The organism is Microbacterium sp. 1.5R, assembly GCF_007667425.1.
In the GTDB taxonomy this organism is placed as follows: Bacteria; Actinomycetota; Actinomycetes; order Actinomycetales; family Microbacteriaceae; genus Microbacterium.
The window spans coordinates 1814179-1828617 of sequence record NZ_VDRC01000001.1 but is presented as its reverse complement, the minus strand read 5'-3'; the positions used below and the strand labels follow the sequence as shown (position 1 = coordinate 1828617).

The following is a 14439-nucleotide window of genomic DNA, read 5'->3' as shown; positions in this document are numbered from 1 at the left end:
CAGGGATTTCGGCACGAGGTGCCAACTGACCGGGGCGGGGAGGCGTTGTGCCGTCGCAGTGGGGTCGGGCGGTCGCGACTGATGCGACTGAGTTGGCACCTCCCGCGGGAAGTCACGCGGAATTGCGGCAGACGGTGCCAAGTCGGCCGGGGAATGCGGTGTCAGGTGCCGACTCAAGGGTCGGAGGGATGCCGCTCCCGGCCGTCGAAGCGGGCGCGGAGCGCCGGGTCGACGCCGACCTCGCCGAAGGATGCCGTCCACGCACCGTCGACCGCGATCGACTGCCCCGACAGGTACGGCGCCTCGTCGGAGAGCAGGAACGCCGCGACCGCCGCGACCTCCTCGGCCCGGGCGATGCGCCCCATCGGCGGCCCCTCCGCGAGAGCGCGCTCCGCAGCGACGGGGTCGGCTGATGCGGCGATCTGCGCGTCGAGATGCGGAGTGCGCACGCCCCCGGGGGCGACCGTGTTCGCGCGTATGCCGAGTCCGCCATACGTCACCGCGACGCTGCGGCTGAGCGCGTCGATGCCACCCTTCGTGAACTCGTACGCCGCGTGATCCACGAAGCTCGACCGGCCGTGGATCGAACCGATATTGACGATCGCACCCGCGACGCCCTGGTCGAGGAACGACGAGATCGCCGCCGAGCATCCCCACAGATACCCGAGACCGTTGATGTCGAGGATCTCGCGCACCGCCCGCTCATCGAGTTCGTGCAGCGGTGTGCGCCGGGTGATGCCCGCATTGTTGACCCAGCCGCGCAGCGGCGCGTAGGCCAGGGCCGCGTCTGCGGCTCGCTCGTGGGCGCTGCGGTCCGCGGCATCCCCGATCACGACCTCGGCGACGATGCCCTGCTCGACGGTGCCCGACCCGGTCGACCGCTCCAGACCCACGACCGTCCATCCGTCGGCGGTGAGGCGCTCCGCGATCGCTCGGCCGATGCCCTTGCCGCTGCCCGTGACGACCGCGCTCCTCGGTGCCGATGTCATGGACGGTCCTCCCGGTCGAAGTCGAAGACGGCGGGGTCGAGTCCGAAGCCGAGCCCCTGCTCGCTGGCGGGACGGACGTCGCCCGCGAAAGTCGGCCCGCCCGTCACGAAGCTCGGCGCGGGGTCGTACGGATTCACTCCGCGCGCGAAGGTCTCCACCTCGATCCCGAGGTGGGCGGTGACCTCGGGATACACGTGGCCCGAGACACGGATGCCGCGCTCCGCCGCCCACGCGACGACCTCCCGTGCGGGGGTGACGCCGCCGATCGCGACCACGTCGAGGCGCAGCACGTCGACCCCGCCCTGTTCGACGAGGGCGCGCAGCACGGCGGGGTCGGTGACCTCGTCGCCCACCGACACCGGCAGGCCGCTCCCGGTGCGGATGCGGGCGCACCCGGCCGCGTCCTCCGGCAAAAGCGGGTCTTCGAGCCAGGCGAGCTGGGGCGACCCCCACTGCGCGATCTCAGCGAGCGCCTCGTCGGCGTCGCGCCAACCGAAGCCCGCGTCGACCACGAGGCCCGTCTCAGGGGGCAGCTCAGCGTCAAGGATCGTAAGCAGCTGCCGCATGTATGCCGGATCGGGAATGCGCGAGATCTTCGCTTGCGCCCATCCGGCCGCCTGACCGAGCACCTCGTCGGCGACCTCGCGCGGCGTGCGTGCCGGCGAGGGATACGCGGCGACGAGCATCGCGCGTCGGGGCGCGTCGCCCGTGCCGAGCAGGTTCCACAGCGGCACCCCCGCCCGGCGTGCGGCGATGTCCCACAGCGCGATGTCGACGAGGCCGATGGCGCGGCGCACGAGGCCGACTCGACCGACGATCGCGCTGCCGCGCAGCATCCGGTCCCAGGCGGCGGCCGGATCGTCGGCATCCGCTCCGATCGCATGCGGAGCGACGAGACGATCGACGATCTCGGCCATCGGCGCCTCGCGCGAGAGGCAGTACGCGACACCCGTGACGCCGTCGGCGTCGGTCACCCGCACAGCGCTGTACTCGCGGCGAGTCACCGTCATGGCACCGAGGCGCAGCGGGGCGGGCAGCGGCAGCACCGCCGTCGCCGTGTCGACGCGTGCGATCGTCGTCATGCCGGCCTCTTCGCGAGGGGGACGCCGTAGTCGACCATGAACCCACCGTCGACGTAGAGCGTCTGGCCGTTCATATAGCGCGACTGGTCCGACACGAGGAAGCTCACGGCATCCGCGATCTCGCTCGCCTCGGCCAGCCGGCGCGCCGGGATGCGCGACAGGATCGTGTCGAGACTCAGCGTGCCCTGCTCGACCCCCTGACGGAACACCCCCGTGTCGACATAGCCGGGCGCGATCGCGTTGACCCTCACCCCGCGCGCCGCCCACTCCGCACCAGCGGTCGAGGTCAGGCCGATCACCGCGGCCTTCGTCGTCGCGTACGGCGCACGACCGGCGGAGCCGCGGGAGGAGATCGACGAGATGTTCACGATCCGCCCGGCGCCGCGCGACAGCATCCGCCGTCCGGCAGCCTGCAGCGCCGAGAACACCCCGTGCAGATTCACGTCGACGACCGCCGACCACTCGCCCCAGGAGAGGTCTTCGATCGCCCGGTGACGCTGGATGCCGGCGTTGTTGACCAGCACCTCGATCGGCCCCAGCTCCGCCTCGATCTCTCCGAAGACACGGTCGGTCGCGTCGTGGTCGGTGACGTCGAGCTCTCGCCAGAGCACGTCCGGGTCGACATCGGATGCCGTGAGGCCGGGCACCCGGTCGGCGGCGACGACGCGGTAGCCGTCCGCGACGAGGCGGCGGCCGATCTCCCAGCCGATGCCGGCGGATCCTCCCGTGACGATGGCGACGGGGGTGCGGTCTGTCATTTCTCTCCTCTGGTCGGGGCGGGGGCGGGCGGAGCGGATGTCGCGGATGGCGCGGATTCTTCGTCGAGACCCATCACGCGCGTCGAGACCCACCGTCCGGAACGTCGTTCGTGGTGGGTCTTGACGGGGGTGGTGGGCTTCGGCGCACTGGGGGACGCGGGAGCGAGGGGGGACGCGGGAGCGAGGGGGGACGCAGGAGCGAGGGGAGACGCAGGAGCGAGGAGGGCCTCGACGACCGCGCACGCGTGCTCCTCGAGCAGTTCGAGGGCTCCGGGAGCGAGGGGCGTCTGCCAGGCCTGATACGCGCCGCGCTCGTACGCCTCTCGCGTCGGCAGGTAGACGAAACCGGGGCCGTTCGTGAGGTTCATCACCACGATCGGGATGCCGGGGAACCGCCCGCGCAGCGTCGTCTGCAGCCGTGAGTACGCCTCGCCGGGGTGTCCGACGATCACGGCATCGCCGAGACGCCATGCCCACACCGGATGTGCGACCGTCGGCCCGTCGATGTACCCCTCGCGCAGGTTCCGGGCGCGGCCGAGCCGTTCCTCCCGCGAGCGCGGATCGATGTCCTTCCACTCCTCGGCGAGCTCGTCGAGGGTGGGCAGGTCGCGGAGCGGCAGGTCGACCGTCGTCGTCGAACCGGCGGCATCCACCCCGCCGACTCCGGCACGCCCCGCCCAGATCGCCAGCGGCGCCCCGGATTCGACGACCCCGTCGAGGGTCAGCTCGTCGCCGGGCAGCGGCAGCGCGTCGAGGGCGGAGAGCACCGCGTGGCCAAGGGATCGCCCGTGTCGATCGGCCACCGCGACATCGCCCGTGTACTGCTCACGCGGCGCGAGCTCGCCCGACGCCCCCTGTACGAACAGGCACGGCGCCCCGGTCGCCCCCTCGACGATCTCGCGCATCGCGCCGACGTAGTCGGGAGACACCTCGCGGTTCTGCCAGGCGAGGGTGGTGGGGTGGCACGCGTAGTTGACGACCGTCGCGCGCACCGCTCCGTCGACGCTCACGCGCCCGATGGTCACGGTGTCGTCGGCGGCGATTCCGGGGTTCCAGCCCACGAGGGCCCGACCGGCGATGTCGAGCTCGCGGTCGGCGGCGAGATCGCAGCGCCCGGTCGTCCACTCGATCAGGCCGTGTCGGGCGGAATCGAGCGCTTCCCGCCCGGCCGCGATGCCCTGCTGCGCGAGGGTCTCCAGGTATCCGGGGATCAGCTCGCCACCATCGAGGTGCGCGTCGGCCGCGCACAGCACCACGCCGGCGTGCGTGTGCGAGAGCGACAGCATCAACTGGTCGACGTCGAGGCCGAGTCCGTCGAGGATCGCCCCCCGCACCCCGATCTCGTCGGCCACCCGCCGCCACCACGTGCCGTCGACGGCGAGGAGCACGCGCGCCCTCCCATCGCCGCCCGTGATCGCGAGGGCCGTCAGCTCGAACGGCCGGTGAGCGCCCTCCGAGCGCTCCCAGTCGGCGGGTCCCCAGTTCTTGGCGCGGATGCCGACGGGCGGCGTCACGTCGCGCCGGGCCACCCCGACGAGCGCCGTCGTGCGGGGGATGCGGATGCGATCACCGATGGCGATCGAGGCGGGGGTCATGCGAGGCCCTTCGGGTGTGCGGCGAAACGGAATGCCATAGCATCGAGCGGAGCGCTCCGGCATCCGCTGCGGGCGACGCGCGTCGAGGAGGGAAGACGAGTGCGCACCGTGTCTGACCAGAACATCGCCGAGCAGGTGGCCGACGAGCTGCGCTCCGCGATCCACTCGGGCGAGCTCGCTCCGGGCGAGAGGCTCGTCGAGCGGAAGCTGGCGGAGCGTCTCGGCGTGAGCCACATCCCGGTGCGCGAAGCGCTCACGCGGCTCACGCAGGAGCGCCTCGTCGTCCACGAACCCCGCCGCGGAGCCCGCGTCGCCGCGCTCACCGCCCGCGACCTGGATGAGATCTCGAGCCTGCGGATCGTGCTCGAGCAGTTCATGGCCATCCGCGTGCAGGAGCGGTGGGACGAGGAGTCGGCCGAGCGCCTCGGCGCGGTCGTCGAGGCGATGGCGGAGGTGCGCGAGGGCGACATCGACGAGCTGCTGAGGCAGGACCGCCTGTTCCACGAGACGTTGTCGGACCTCGCCGACCACCGCTTCCTCGACGAGGTCACCTCGCACCTGCGCGGCCGCATCGCCGGATTCCTGCACGCCGCGAACGCCGCGCTCGACCCGACCGAGCAGGAGGCGCACGTCCGCAGCCACCAGCAGATCGTGGATGCCATCGCCGGCGGCGACCCCGAGATCGCCCGCTCGGTGATCGCCGAGCACGTCACCCGCGCAGCCCAGCGCATCACCCCGACGGAGACGCCCGCATGACACCCGAGAAGAAGACCATCGTGATCACCGGCGCCTCCGACGGGATCGGTGCAGCAGCCGCGCGGCAGCTCGCCGGCTCGGGGCACCGCCTGCTGCTCGTGGGCCGATCGCCCGAGAAGACGCGCGCCGTCGCCGATGAGATCGGCGCCGAGTCCCTGACCGCCGATTTCGCGGTCTTCGACGAGGTGCGCACGCTGGCCTCGCGGATCGACGACCTGCTCGGCGTCGACGGCATCGACGTGCTCGCGAACAACGCCGGGGGCATCTTCGGCGATCGCACGCCGACGGTCGACGGCCACGAGAAGACCATCCAGGTCAATCACCTCGCGCCGTTCCTGCTGACGAACCTGCTGCTCCCCCGCCTGCTTCGCAGCCGAGGGGCCGTCATCAACACGTCGAGCGTCGGGCACCGCCTGTTCGGCGACCTCGACGTCGACGACCTCGACAACGAGCGGCGCTTCAGCGCGAACAAGGCCTACGGCGACGCCAAGCTCGCGAACGTCCTCTTCGCGAAGACCCTGCACACGCGCTTCCACGCCGACGGTCTCAGTGCGGTCGCCTTCCACCCCGGTACCGTGCGGACGAATTTCGCCGCCGACTCGTCGAGCCTGATGCGCATCGTGTACCGCAGCGTGCTCGGCCGCTTCCTCCTCACCGGAGTCGAGGAGGGCGGCAGCATTCTGCGATGGTTCATCGAGGGCACACCGGACGAGACCTGGTTCTCGGGCGCCTACTACGACGAGCGCACCCTCTCCAACCGCGTCAATCCGCAGGTCGACGACCCTGCCCTCGCCGAAGCGCTGTGGCAGAAGAGCGCCGAGCTCGTCGGCATCCCGGCATCCTGACCTCGCACGCCCTCCGCGCTCCCCGCGCCGCGACGGAGAACTCTCGTCGCTGACCGCCCTCGCCGCCGCCGACGCCCCTGCTCCGCTCCGACGCCCCTGCTGATTCGCGTCAGCCAGGAGGGGCGTCGGCAACGAGCAGGGGCGTCGGCCTGCGGGGGACGTGACGCGAGATCTCCTGCGCAGCATGGGACGACCAGGATGCTCAGACCGCGAGGTTCGCGGTGTCGACCACGCGGTCGCCCTCGGCGGGGAACGCCGCGCGGGTGACGCCTGACTCGACGTTGCCGGTGTGCAGGAGCGTGGACTCGGAGCCGAAGGCGCCGTCGGCGAGTTCGATCGCCCCGCCCTCGAAGCGGTTGCCGACCGCGCGGTAGTGCGTGACCCCGGTCTTCAGCGAGACGTGCGTCGCCGCCCCCTCGGCGCGCAGCGTGCTGTCGCTCACGGTCAGGTGCAGGGGCCCGTTGCCGGTGCGCGTCAGCCCGGTGCCGCCGTTCAGCGAGACGTCGGATCCGGCGATCTCGACCGCCTGACGCTCGGTGCGGGCGGCCGCGATGCGCGCGTTGCGCAGCGTCGATCCCTCGAATCGCAGCCGCTCGGATGCCGAGACGATCGGCGTCGCGTCATCGGCCGCGGTGAGCGTCGACCCCCGGAACGTCACGGCGCCCGGTCCGGTGATCTTCATGCCGCCGACGCCGCTCAGCACGGTGTCGACGAAGGTCACGGGGGTGGTTACCGCGACGCTCGTGAGTTCACCGGGGGCGACGAAGGTGAAGTGCGAGTCCGCGATCACGTTCGGCCGCGCCGACGCGTCGGACTGCTGCGTGATGATGAGGGTGTCGGATGCCGTGCAGCCGCGCAGCTGCGCCCCGTCGGCGTTGATCCACAGCATCCCCGAGCCCGCGAGCGACGGCTTGCCGATCACCTGCACGTCCTCCAGGGTGAGGTCGGTGATGCGCACCCGGGCGACGAACCACGAGCAGATGTGCTTGCGCACGGTGATGCGCTTCGCAGCCGACCCCCACGCCGCCCCGGAGTTCGCGAACGTCATCAGACCCGAGTTGCCCGTGTAGGTGAGGTCGTGCTCGTACTGACCGTGCGTGACGAAGGGGCCCTGATCGTCGCCGTCGCCGTGGCAGTTCTCGACGAGGCAGTACGCGCTGGCAGTGAAGTCGTTGAGGTGGCGCGCGTTCGAGGTGTGGCAGTTCGCGACGTAGCCGTAGAGGCAGTAGATCTGCTGGGTCAGGTACCCCGCTCCTCCCCAGGTGACCGAGGTGGGGTTGGCGAGGTTGCAGCTCTCGGTGGTGAAGTACGTGTTCCAGCGGCGTTGGATGAGCGGCCAGAACGTCGCGGTGCCGTCGATGTGGTCGACGTCGCAGCGCACCGCGTACTCGAATGCGAGCGGGTGCGAGCCGGTGTACTCGTCGGCTCCGCCGCCGAGGAAGCGCAGGTTCGACACCGTCACGTCGTGCACGGGCTTCACGAGCCGCCAGGTGATCGTGCGATCCTTGCCGAGCGGCCAGCCGTTCTTGTAGTTGACGCGGATGTGCGTGCCGTCGACGATCTGAGTCACCTGTACGAGCCGCTGCAGCTCGCGCTCCCACCGACCGGCCAGTCCGTTCACCTCGGCGGCGTACCAGCTGCCCACGGCGAAGAACGATGAGTCGGCGACCGGGAAGATGTCGGCCAGGTCCGGCACGTTCTCGTTCAGCTTCGCCTCCTGCACCGAGTCCGTCACCTCGCCGCGGAAGAACATGACGGCGGCGAACGGGTCGTCCTTCGGGGCGTTCTCGATGCCGACCGTGGTCATGAGGTTGTTGCCGAAGTCGAATGCCAGATTCGAGCGGGTGAAGCGGTGCCGTCGCACGAAGTTCAGGTCGGTGTGCGCCTCGATGCGGTGGATCGACGGGTCCCCGACCATTGCGTCGAGCGCGTCGTCGGCGGGCGCCGAGGCGTCGAACAGTCCGAACTGCCGGAAGTCCACGACGCCGGAGTGCACCAGCAGCCACGCGCCCTCCTTCTTGGCGGCCAGAACGGTGCCGCCGTTCACCGCCGGTGCGTCCTTCTTCACGAAGCGGTAGAGCCCGTGCCCGCCATCGCCCGGCGTCGCGTACCCGGCGGTCCGCACGAGGTCGCCGTCCTTCCCCTTGAGTCCGGCGAGGTCGGCGGCGATGCCGGCAGTGCCGACGGCCTTCGATGTCGCGGCGCTGAGCGGCGCCACCGGCCCGGCCGCCTGCGCCGGCGCGTGGCTCGCGACCGCCGCGACGCCGCCCAGCGCCGCCGCGCCGAAGCCGGCGAGCAGCATCCGTCGGCTGCGGAACGCGGCCGTCTCGGTCGTCTCCTCGTTCGTGATCGTCATGCTGTCGTCCCTTCGTGCGGCGGCGGCGCCGCTGTCGGGCGTGCGACCGAGCGGTCGACACGCGGCATCCGGTACTTCTCCTGCGTCACCACTGGTCGCCGCCTCCGGCGCGCGCGATCTGCGCGGCACGCACGGTGTTCTCGACGACGACCTGCGCCGACCGCCAGGGGGCGACGACGCATCCATCGGCACTCGCGTCCAGCAGGGCGCGGATCAGTCCCTCGAAGCCGAGGGCCGTATTCGGGTCGTCGACGTCGAGCACGCACGAGCGGAGTCCGCCCGTCGTGACGACGTCGATCGCATAGGCGTCGGGTCCGGGCACACCCGACACCGAGACCTGCACCGGTACAGCGCGCCCTGCGACGACGACGCGGGCGTCGAGACCGGCGGCATCCTCGGAGTGCGGCGATCCGGCGGCACGGCGCGTCCAGCCGGTGCCCGTCGACAGCCGCCCGCCGGGCAGCACCACGTCGACCATCTCCCAGGCGTGCACGCCCACCGTCGCGAGGATTCCGCCACCGAGGTCCGGGGCGTCCTGCCAGCTGCGCTCGACCGTACGGAAGCCCGCCGCATCGTGCTGCGCCCGCACCCGCACCGCGAGGACATCGTCTTGTTCGACCTCGGTGCGGAGCGCGGCGAGCGCGGGGGCGAAGCGCAGCACGGAGCTCGTGCCGACGAGCGCGGGGTCCGCGGCATCCGACCAGTCGTCGAGTTGCGCGGGCGTGGCCGCCACCACCTTGTTCACGAAGACCGGGGTCACGCCGTCGCGCAGCGCGCGGACCAGCGCCGCCGCCTCGTGCGTCCGCGGCGTGGCGATCACGAGATCCGGGCGGAGCGCGAGCAGGTCGGCTGGTGAGCCGAGGGATGCCGTGCCGTGCCGCCGCGCGAACGCCGCCGCCGCGGCCTGGTCGCCGTCGAACACCCCCACGACCTCGCCGCCGAGCGCACGGATGTTGCGCGCGTCGGCGTCGGGGTGGGAGTGCGCGAGCCCTGCGAAGGCGACACGCTGCGGCCGGGTCGTCATGCCATCGACGCCAGCTGCTCGCGGTCGACGGTCTCGACCAGGGGGCGCCCCTCGGCGAACGCGGTGACCTCGTCAGCGACGATGCGACCCTGGCGCAACCGCCCCTCGACCGTGCCGGCCGCTCGATGCGGGGTGAGCAGCACGTGCGGCAGGCCGCGGAACGGGCTGTCGGCCGGCAGCGGCTCTTCGTCGAACACGTCGATCGCCGCGCTCAGGCGGCCGCTGCGCACCTCGTCGAGCAAGGCCGTCTCGTCGACCAGCCAGGATCGGGCGGTGTTGACGAGTCCGGCACCGTCGGGCATGAGCGCCAGCTCGCGGCGGCCGATCAGGTGATGGGTCTCGGGCAGGGTGGGCGCGTGCACGGCGACGATGCGGGCTCGGCGCAGCGCCTCGTCGAGCGGCACCAGCTCTGCCCCGAGGGCGGCGGCCTGCGCGGCGTCGAGGGTCGGATCCACGAGCAGGGGTTCGGCCCCGAGCAGCCGCACGAGCTCGAGGTACGCGCGTCCGGTGCGCGAGGCGCCGATGACGGCGATCGGGGCGCCGAGGATCTCGTGCTGCGGTCCGGCGGCTCCGGCATCGTCCCATCCGACCGAGTCGCGCAGCGCGTTGTGCATGCTCGGGATGCGGTGCAGCAGCGCGAGCGTGAATGCCAGCGACACCTCGGCCACCGGTCGAGCCATCGCCGCACCGGCCTGCGTCACGACCACGCCGCGGTCGAAGAGCGCCTCCGTCGCGAACCCCTTCACGGATGCGCCGATGTGCGCGACGAGCTGCAGCCGTGGAAGCCGGGCGAGCAGGGCGTCGTCGAAGGGCGGCGCACCCCAGCTGGTCAGCACCACGCGGACGGCGTCGAGCCGCAGGTCGTCGGTGCCCATCTCGTCGAGACGGTCGACCCGCGCGAAGGCTCCGCCGAGCGCGTGCGCCGCCGCATGCAGGCGCTGCTCGTCGTCGTGCGAGAAGAGCTCGGCGAAGAGCGGTGCCGGCACGGCGGCGACGACGACCGGTGCGGTGCTCATGCCAGCCAGGCCTCCAGATTCTCGGCGATGAAGGCGTCGTCATTGAGGTCGGGATAGGCCAGGCGCACGCGGCGGATCTCGTCGGCCTGCCCGGGCGACAGCCCCTCGGCGGGATCCAGGCACCACGTCCCCTCGAGCAGACCCTGCTGGCGCAGCAGCTCGTGCACGCCGGCGATCACGCCGTGGAAGTCGTTGCCCGGATCGAACACCGCCTGATTCACGTCGACCATGTCGGACGCCAGCAGCCCGAGCTCGCGATAGGCGAGAGCGTCTCCGTCCATCGCCGTCCTCGCCCGGGCGAGCAGGTCGACCGCCGCCTTCGTTCCCACGGCCCACTGACCGAGCAGCCCTCCGACGAACCGCAGCGCGCGGGGTCCGGCGGGCGACTCGACGTGGAACTCCGAGAGCAGGTCGGCGACGATCGCGTCGTCGTTGCCCGTGTACAGGGCGATCTCGTCCGCCCGACCGGATGCCGCGACGCCGCGCACCAGCTCCAGCGTGCGGTACCGGTCGAACGGCGCGGCCTTGACCGCGACGACCGAGGGGATCGCCGCGAACTCGCGCCAGAAATCGCGGTCGAGCACCGGACCGCCGATGGCCGTCTGCAGGTAGAAGCCGACGATGGGCAGCACCTCGCCGACCGCGCGCGCCCGATCGAGCAGCGTCTGGTCGTCGGCACCGGCGACCCGCGGGCTCACCAGCACCGCGTCGTAGCCGAGCGACCGGGCGAGCTCGGCCTCCGCCACGGCCTGCCCCGTGTCGCCCGTGACCCCGGCGATGCGCACGACCGAGGCGTCGGCCCTGGCGTCCATCTCCTCCGCGGCGAGCGCGAGGACCGGCTCGAAGAGTGCGTGCTCGGGCTCGCGGATCTCGAACTGGGTCGTGTGCACGCCGATCGCGAGGCCGCCCGCTCCGGCGTCGAGGTAGTAGCGGGTGAGCGCGCGCTGACGGCGCTCGTCGAGCGTGCGGTCGGCGGTCAGGGCGAGCGGATGCGCCGGGATCACCGCCCCGTGCGCGAGGGTCGCCGCGGCCTCCGGGCGGAGCACCGGCACGGTCGACGTGTGCGGAGCGTACCCGCGCATCAGAACTTCCCGTCCCGCACGGCCCACTTCGTGGGCTTGGCGATCATCGGGAGTCCCGCGGTGATCCACTCGGCCTGCAGACCGATCAGCGTCTCGGCGGCGACCGTCGGGTAGCCGAACAGCGCCATGCAGCGGCGGGCGTCGCTGAGCAGCGCGGTCGGCTGCGGCTCGTCGACGAGCGTCACCTCGCGGTCGAACAGCTCGCCGAAGCGTCGGGCGATCGACTCGACGCTCAACAGCTCAGGGCCGGTGAGGTTGATCGTGAACGGATCGGTCGAGGCGTGTCCGAGGCTGCGCAGCACGACCTCGTTCGCGTAGCCCTGCCACACCACGTTGACGTTCGCGGTCGCGAGCGACACGGGCTGACCGGCGTGCACAGCGCTGCCGATGTCGGCGAGCACGCCGTAGCGAAGGTCGATCGCGTAGTTGAGGCGGATGATCGCCACGCGGGTGCCTCGTTCCTGCGCCCCGAACTCGAAGACGCGCTCGCGACCGAGGCACGACTGCGCGTACTCGCCGATCGGCGCGGGCGCGAGCTGTTCGGAGGCGCCGCCGGACGCGGCGGGGACGAACGGGTACACGTTGCCGGTCGAGAGCACCGAGATGGCGCTGTCGCGGTAGCGGCGGGCGACCCGGTCGGGCAGGGCCGCGTTGACCTCCCACGCCCACGACGCATTGGTCGCCGCCCCGAACTTGGCCCCCACCATGAACACGACGTTCGGTGCGTCGGGCAGGCTGCGGAAGTCGTCGTTCTCGATGAGGTCGAACGGCACGACCCTGACTCCGGCGCTCTCGAGGCGCGCGCGGATCTCGGCGTCGCCGAAGCGCGACACCGCGTAGACGGCATCCTGCTCCCGCCCCGCGGCGTCCATGCCGCGGCGGGCGAGCATCGCGAGGGTCGGGCCCATCTTGCCGCCCGCGCCGAGGATGACGAGGTCTCCCGCCCCCTGGGCCAGGTCGGCGACCAGGGCGTCGGAGGGTGTCGAGAGGACCTCCTCGAGCGCGGCCTCCGAGGTGAATGCGTGCTGAGTCACGTGGTGATTCCCTTTCTTCTCAGCCGGTGATGTCCGTCAGCCCGTGCCGACCGTCAGCCCTTGATGCCCGTGCCGGTGACGCCCTCCTGCACGTACCTCTGAGCGATGAGGTAGGCGAGGAAGATGGGCAGCAGCGCGACGACGGATCCGGCGAGCATGGTGCTCAGCGGCACGTTCTGCTGCTGCAGAGACGAGATGCCGACGGTGAGCGTGAACATCGAGTTGGACTTCGCGATGATGAGCGGCCACAGGAAGTCGTTCCAGTGCCACAGGAAGACGAAGATGCCGAGGGTGGCGAGGATCGGCTTGCACAGCGGCAGCACGATGCGCAGGAAGATGCGGAACTCGCTCGCGCCGTCGATGCGGGCGGCTTCGAAGAGTTCGTCGGGCAGTCCCTGGATGAACTGGCGCATGAGAAACACGGCCTGCGCGTTCGCGAGCGTCGGCAGGATGAGTCCCCAGTAGGTGTCGATGCCGCCGAGGTTGGCCATGAGGATGAAGGTCGGGATGAGCGTGACGTGGAACGGCACCATCACCATCGCGAGGAACGACCAGAACATCACCTCCTTGCCGCGGAAGCGCTTCTTGGCGAACGCGTATCCCGCCATCGCCGAGAGGAACAGCACGGCCACCACCGACACGAGCGAGTAGACCACCGTGTTCCACAGCCAGCCGAGGATGTTCTGTCCGCCGAGTACCTGCTCGTAGGACGCGAAGGAGATGTCCTTCCACGGCAGCAGGGAGCCGGGGAGTTCGACGACCAGGCCCGGCTTCAGGCTCAGCACGACCATCGCGTAGAACGGGAAGAAGCTGAGGACGCCGGCGATGCTCAGCCACACCCAGCGCACGACCACTCCCATGCGGGTCGGTTCGAGCGCACGGAACGAGCGGTGTCGCCGCGGCGCGGCCGGCCTCTTCGGGGGCGCCGACACGGGCGTCTGCGTGGGCGGCTGGATCAGGGCGGTCATTTCTGCTTTCCGATCACGAGGCGCTGGATGAGGGCGACCGCGAGGGTCATGACGAACAGGGCCACACCGACCGCGGCGGCGTAGCCGTAGTCGAAGTAGCGGAAGCCCTGGTCGTAGAGCAGGTAGACGAGCGAGTAGCTGGCGTTCGCGGGGCCGCCCTGCGTCATCACGTAGATGACGTCGAAGACCTGGAAGGCCGCGGTCGTCTCGATCACCGCGAGGAAGAAGAAGGTGGGACGCAGGTACGGGAACACGATGTAGCGGAAGCGGTTCCACGCGTTCGCGCCGTCGACGAGCGCGGCCTCTTCGAGCTCGCGAGGCACGTCCTGCAGGGCGGCGATGACGATCATCATGCCGTAGCCGAACCGCGACCAGACACCGACGACGACGATGGCGGGGATGACGAGCACGGTGCTCCCGAGCCAGGAGCCCCCGAGCCCCAGTGGCGCCATCAGCTGCGACCAGGGGCCGTTGCTCGAGAAGATCCAGACGAAGATGCTGCCGGCGAGCACGAGCGAGGTGATGACCGGCAGGAAGAAGATGGAGCGGAAGAACCGGGCACCGCGGAACGCGCGGCGCACACCGAGCGCCATGATGGTCGACAGGGCGAGCGAGATCGGCACCGCGAACACCGTGTAGATGAGGGTCGTGCCCATGGCCCGCCAGAAGAGCGGGTCGGCGACGAGACGCTGGAAGTGGTCGAGACCGCGCCACGCGACTTCGCCCGAGATGTCGTAGTCGAAGAAGCTCAGCGCCACTCCGGCGATGCTCGGGCCGAACCGGAACGCGATGAAGAGCAGGAAGGCGGGAAGCACGAAGAGGAACGCGATGCGCGCCTCGCGCCGGGCGAGCACGCGCGCCACCCGACCGGGCGGTCGCTTCGCCATGGTTGCCGTCGTCATCAGGAGACCTCACGTCGTGATGGAAGGGGACG

Annotated in this window: 13 protein-coding genes; 2 read left to right on the top strand and 11 right to left on the bottom strand. The window is 71.1% G+C overall.

What is annotated here, in order from left to right; all coding sequences use genetic code 11:
* Nucleotides 1-173: 173 nt before the first annotated feature.
* The 4 genes from FSY98_RS08790 to FSY98_RS08775 are packed head-to-tail and all read right to left on the bottom strand — an operon-like array spanning nt 174 to nt 4424.
* The gene (locus tag FSY98_RS08790; protein ID WP_144875822.1) at nt 174-989 is read right to left on the bottom strand and encodes an SDR family NAD(P)-dependent oxidoreductase; all 816 of its coding nucleotides are present in this window, start codon (nt 987-989) and stop codon (nt 174-176) included.
* Nucleotides 986-2071, bottom strand: a complete 1086-nt coding sequence (locus FSY98_RS08785) for an enolase C-terminal domain-like protein (RefSeq protein ID WP_144875820.1) — start codon at nt 2069-2071, stop codon at nt 986-988. Before FSY98_RS08785 ends, FSY98_RS08790 begins: the two co-directional genes overlap by 4 nt.
* Entirely contained in the window at nt 2068-2829 is a 762-nt protein-coding gene (locus tag FSY98_RS08780; RefSeq protein ID WP_144875818.1) for an SDR family NAD(P)-dependent oxidoreductase, read from the bottom strand. The genes FSY98_RS08785 and FSY98_RS08780 overlap by 4 nt, the downstream gene beginning before the upstream one ends.
* On the bottom strand, nt 2826-4424 hold the full coding sequence (locus FSY98_RS08775; RefSeq protein WP_186307593.1) for a hypothetical protein: 1599 nt from the start codon (nt 4422-4424) through the stop codon (nt 2826-2828). Before FSY98_RS08775 ends, FSY98_RS08780 begins: the two co-directional genes overlap by 4 nt.
* A gap of 108 nt (nt 4425-4532) precedes the next feature.
* Here FSY98_RS08775 and FSY98_RS08770 point away from each other — a divergent pair, with 108 nt between their 5' ends.
* Nucleotides 4533-5180, top strand: a complete 648-nt coding sequence (locus FSY98_RS08770; RefSeq protein ID WP_260857333.1) for a GntR family transcriptional regulator — start codon at nt 4533-4535, stop codon at nt 5178-5180.
* Nucleotides 5177-6025 (top strand): SDR family NAD(P)-dependent oxidoreductase, encoded by an 849-nt coding sequence (locus tag FSY98_RS08765; protein ID WP_144875814.1) that lies wholly within the window; start codon nt 5177-5179, stop codon nt 6023-6025. Before FSY98_RS08770 ends, FSY98_RS08765 begins: the two co-directional genes overlap by 4 nt.
* A gap of 202 nt (nt 6026-6227) precedes the next feature.
* On the opposite strand, the gene FSY98_RS08760 is transcribed toward FSY98_RS08765, so the two are convergent.
* The 7 genes from FSY98_RS08760 to FSY98_RS08730 all read right to left on the bottom strand — a co-directional run bounded on the left by FSY98_RS08760 (nt 6228) and on the right by FSY98_RS08730 (nt 14407).
* A complete protein-coding gene (locus tag FSY98_RS08760; protein WP_186307592.1) occupies nt 6228-8381 on the bottom strand; it encodes a peptidase C14 in 2154 nt (717 codons plus the stop codon).
* 85 nt (nt 8382-8466) lie between these two features.
* Nucleotides 8467-9405, bottom strand: coding sequence for a Gfo/Idh/MocA family oxidoreductase (locus tag FSY98_RS08755; RefSeq protein ID WP_144875812.1), 939 nt, complete (start codon nt 9403-9405; stop codon nt 8467-8469).
* Entirely contained in the window at nt 9402-10421 is a 1020-nt protein-coding gene (locus FSY98_RS08750; RefSeq protein ID WP_144875810.1) for a hydroxyacid dehydrogenase, read from the bottom strand. The genes FSY98_RS08755 and FSY98_RS08750 overlap by 4 nt, the downstream gene beginning before the upstream one ends.
* The gene (locus tag FSY98_RS08745; protein ID WP_186307591.1) at nt 10418-11503 is read right to left on the bottom strand and encodes a dihydrodipicolinate synthase family protein; all 1086 of its coding nucleotides are present in this window, start codon (nt 11501-11503) and stop codon (nt 10418-10420) included. Before FSY98_RS08745 ends, FSY98_RS08750 begins: the two co-directional genes overlap by 4 nt.
* Nucleotides 11503-12537, bottom strand: coding sequence for an NAD(P)-dependent oxidoreductase (locus FSY98_RS08740; protein ID WP_144875808.1), 1035 nt, complete (start codon nt 12535-12537; stop codon nt 11503-11505). Before FSY98_RS08740 ends, FSY98_RS08745 begins: the two co-directional genes overlap by 1 nt.
* Before the next feature lie 53 nt (nt 12538-12590).
* The gene (locus tag FSY98_RS08735; RefSeq protein ID WP_144875806.1) at nt 12591-13505 is read right to left on the bottom strand and encodes a carbohydrate ABC transporter permease; all 915 of its coding nucleotides are present in this window, start codon (nt 13503-13505) and stop codon (nt 12591-12593) included.
* Complete coding sequence (locus FSY98_RS08730) at nt 13502-14407, bottom strand: carbohydrate ABC transporter permease (RefSeq protein WP_144875804.1); 906 nt, start codon at nt 14405-14407, stop codon at nt 13502-13504. Before FSY98_RS08730 ends, FSY98_RS08735 begins: the two co-directional genes overlap by 4 nt.
* Nucleotides 14408-14439 lie beyond the last annotated feature (32 nt).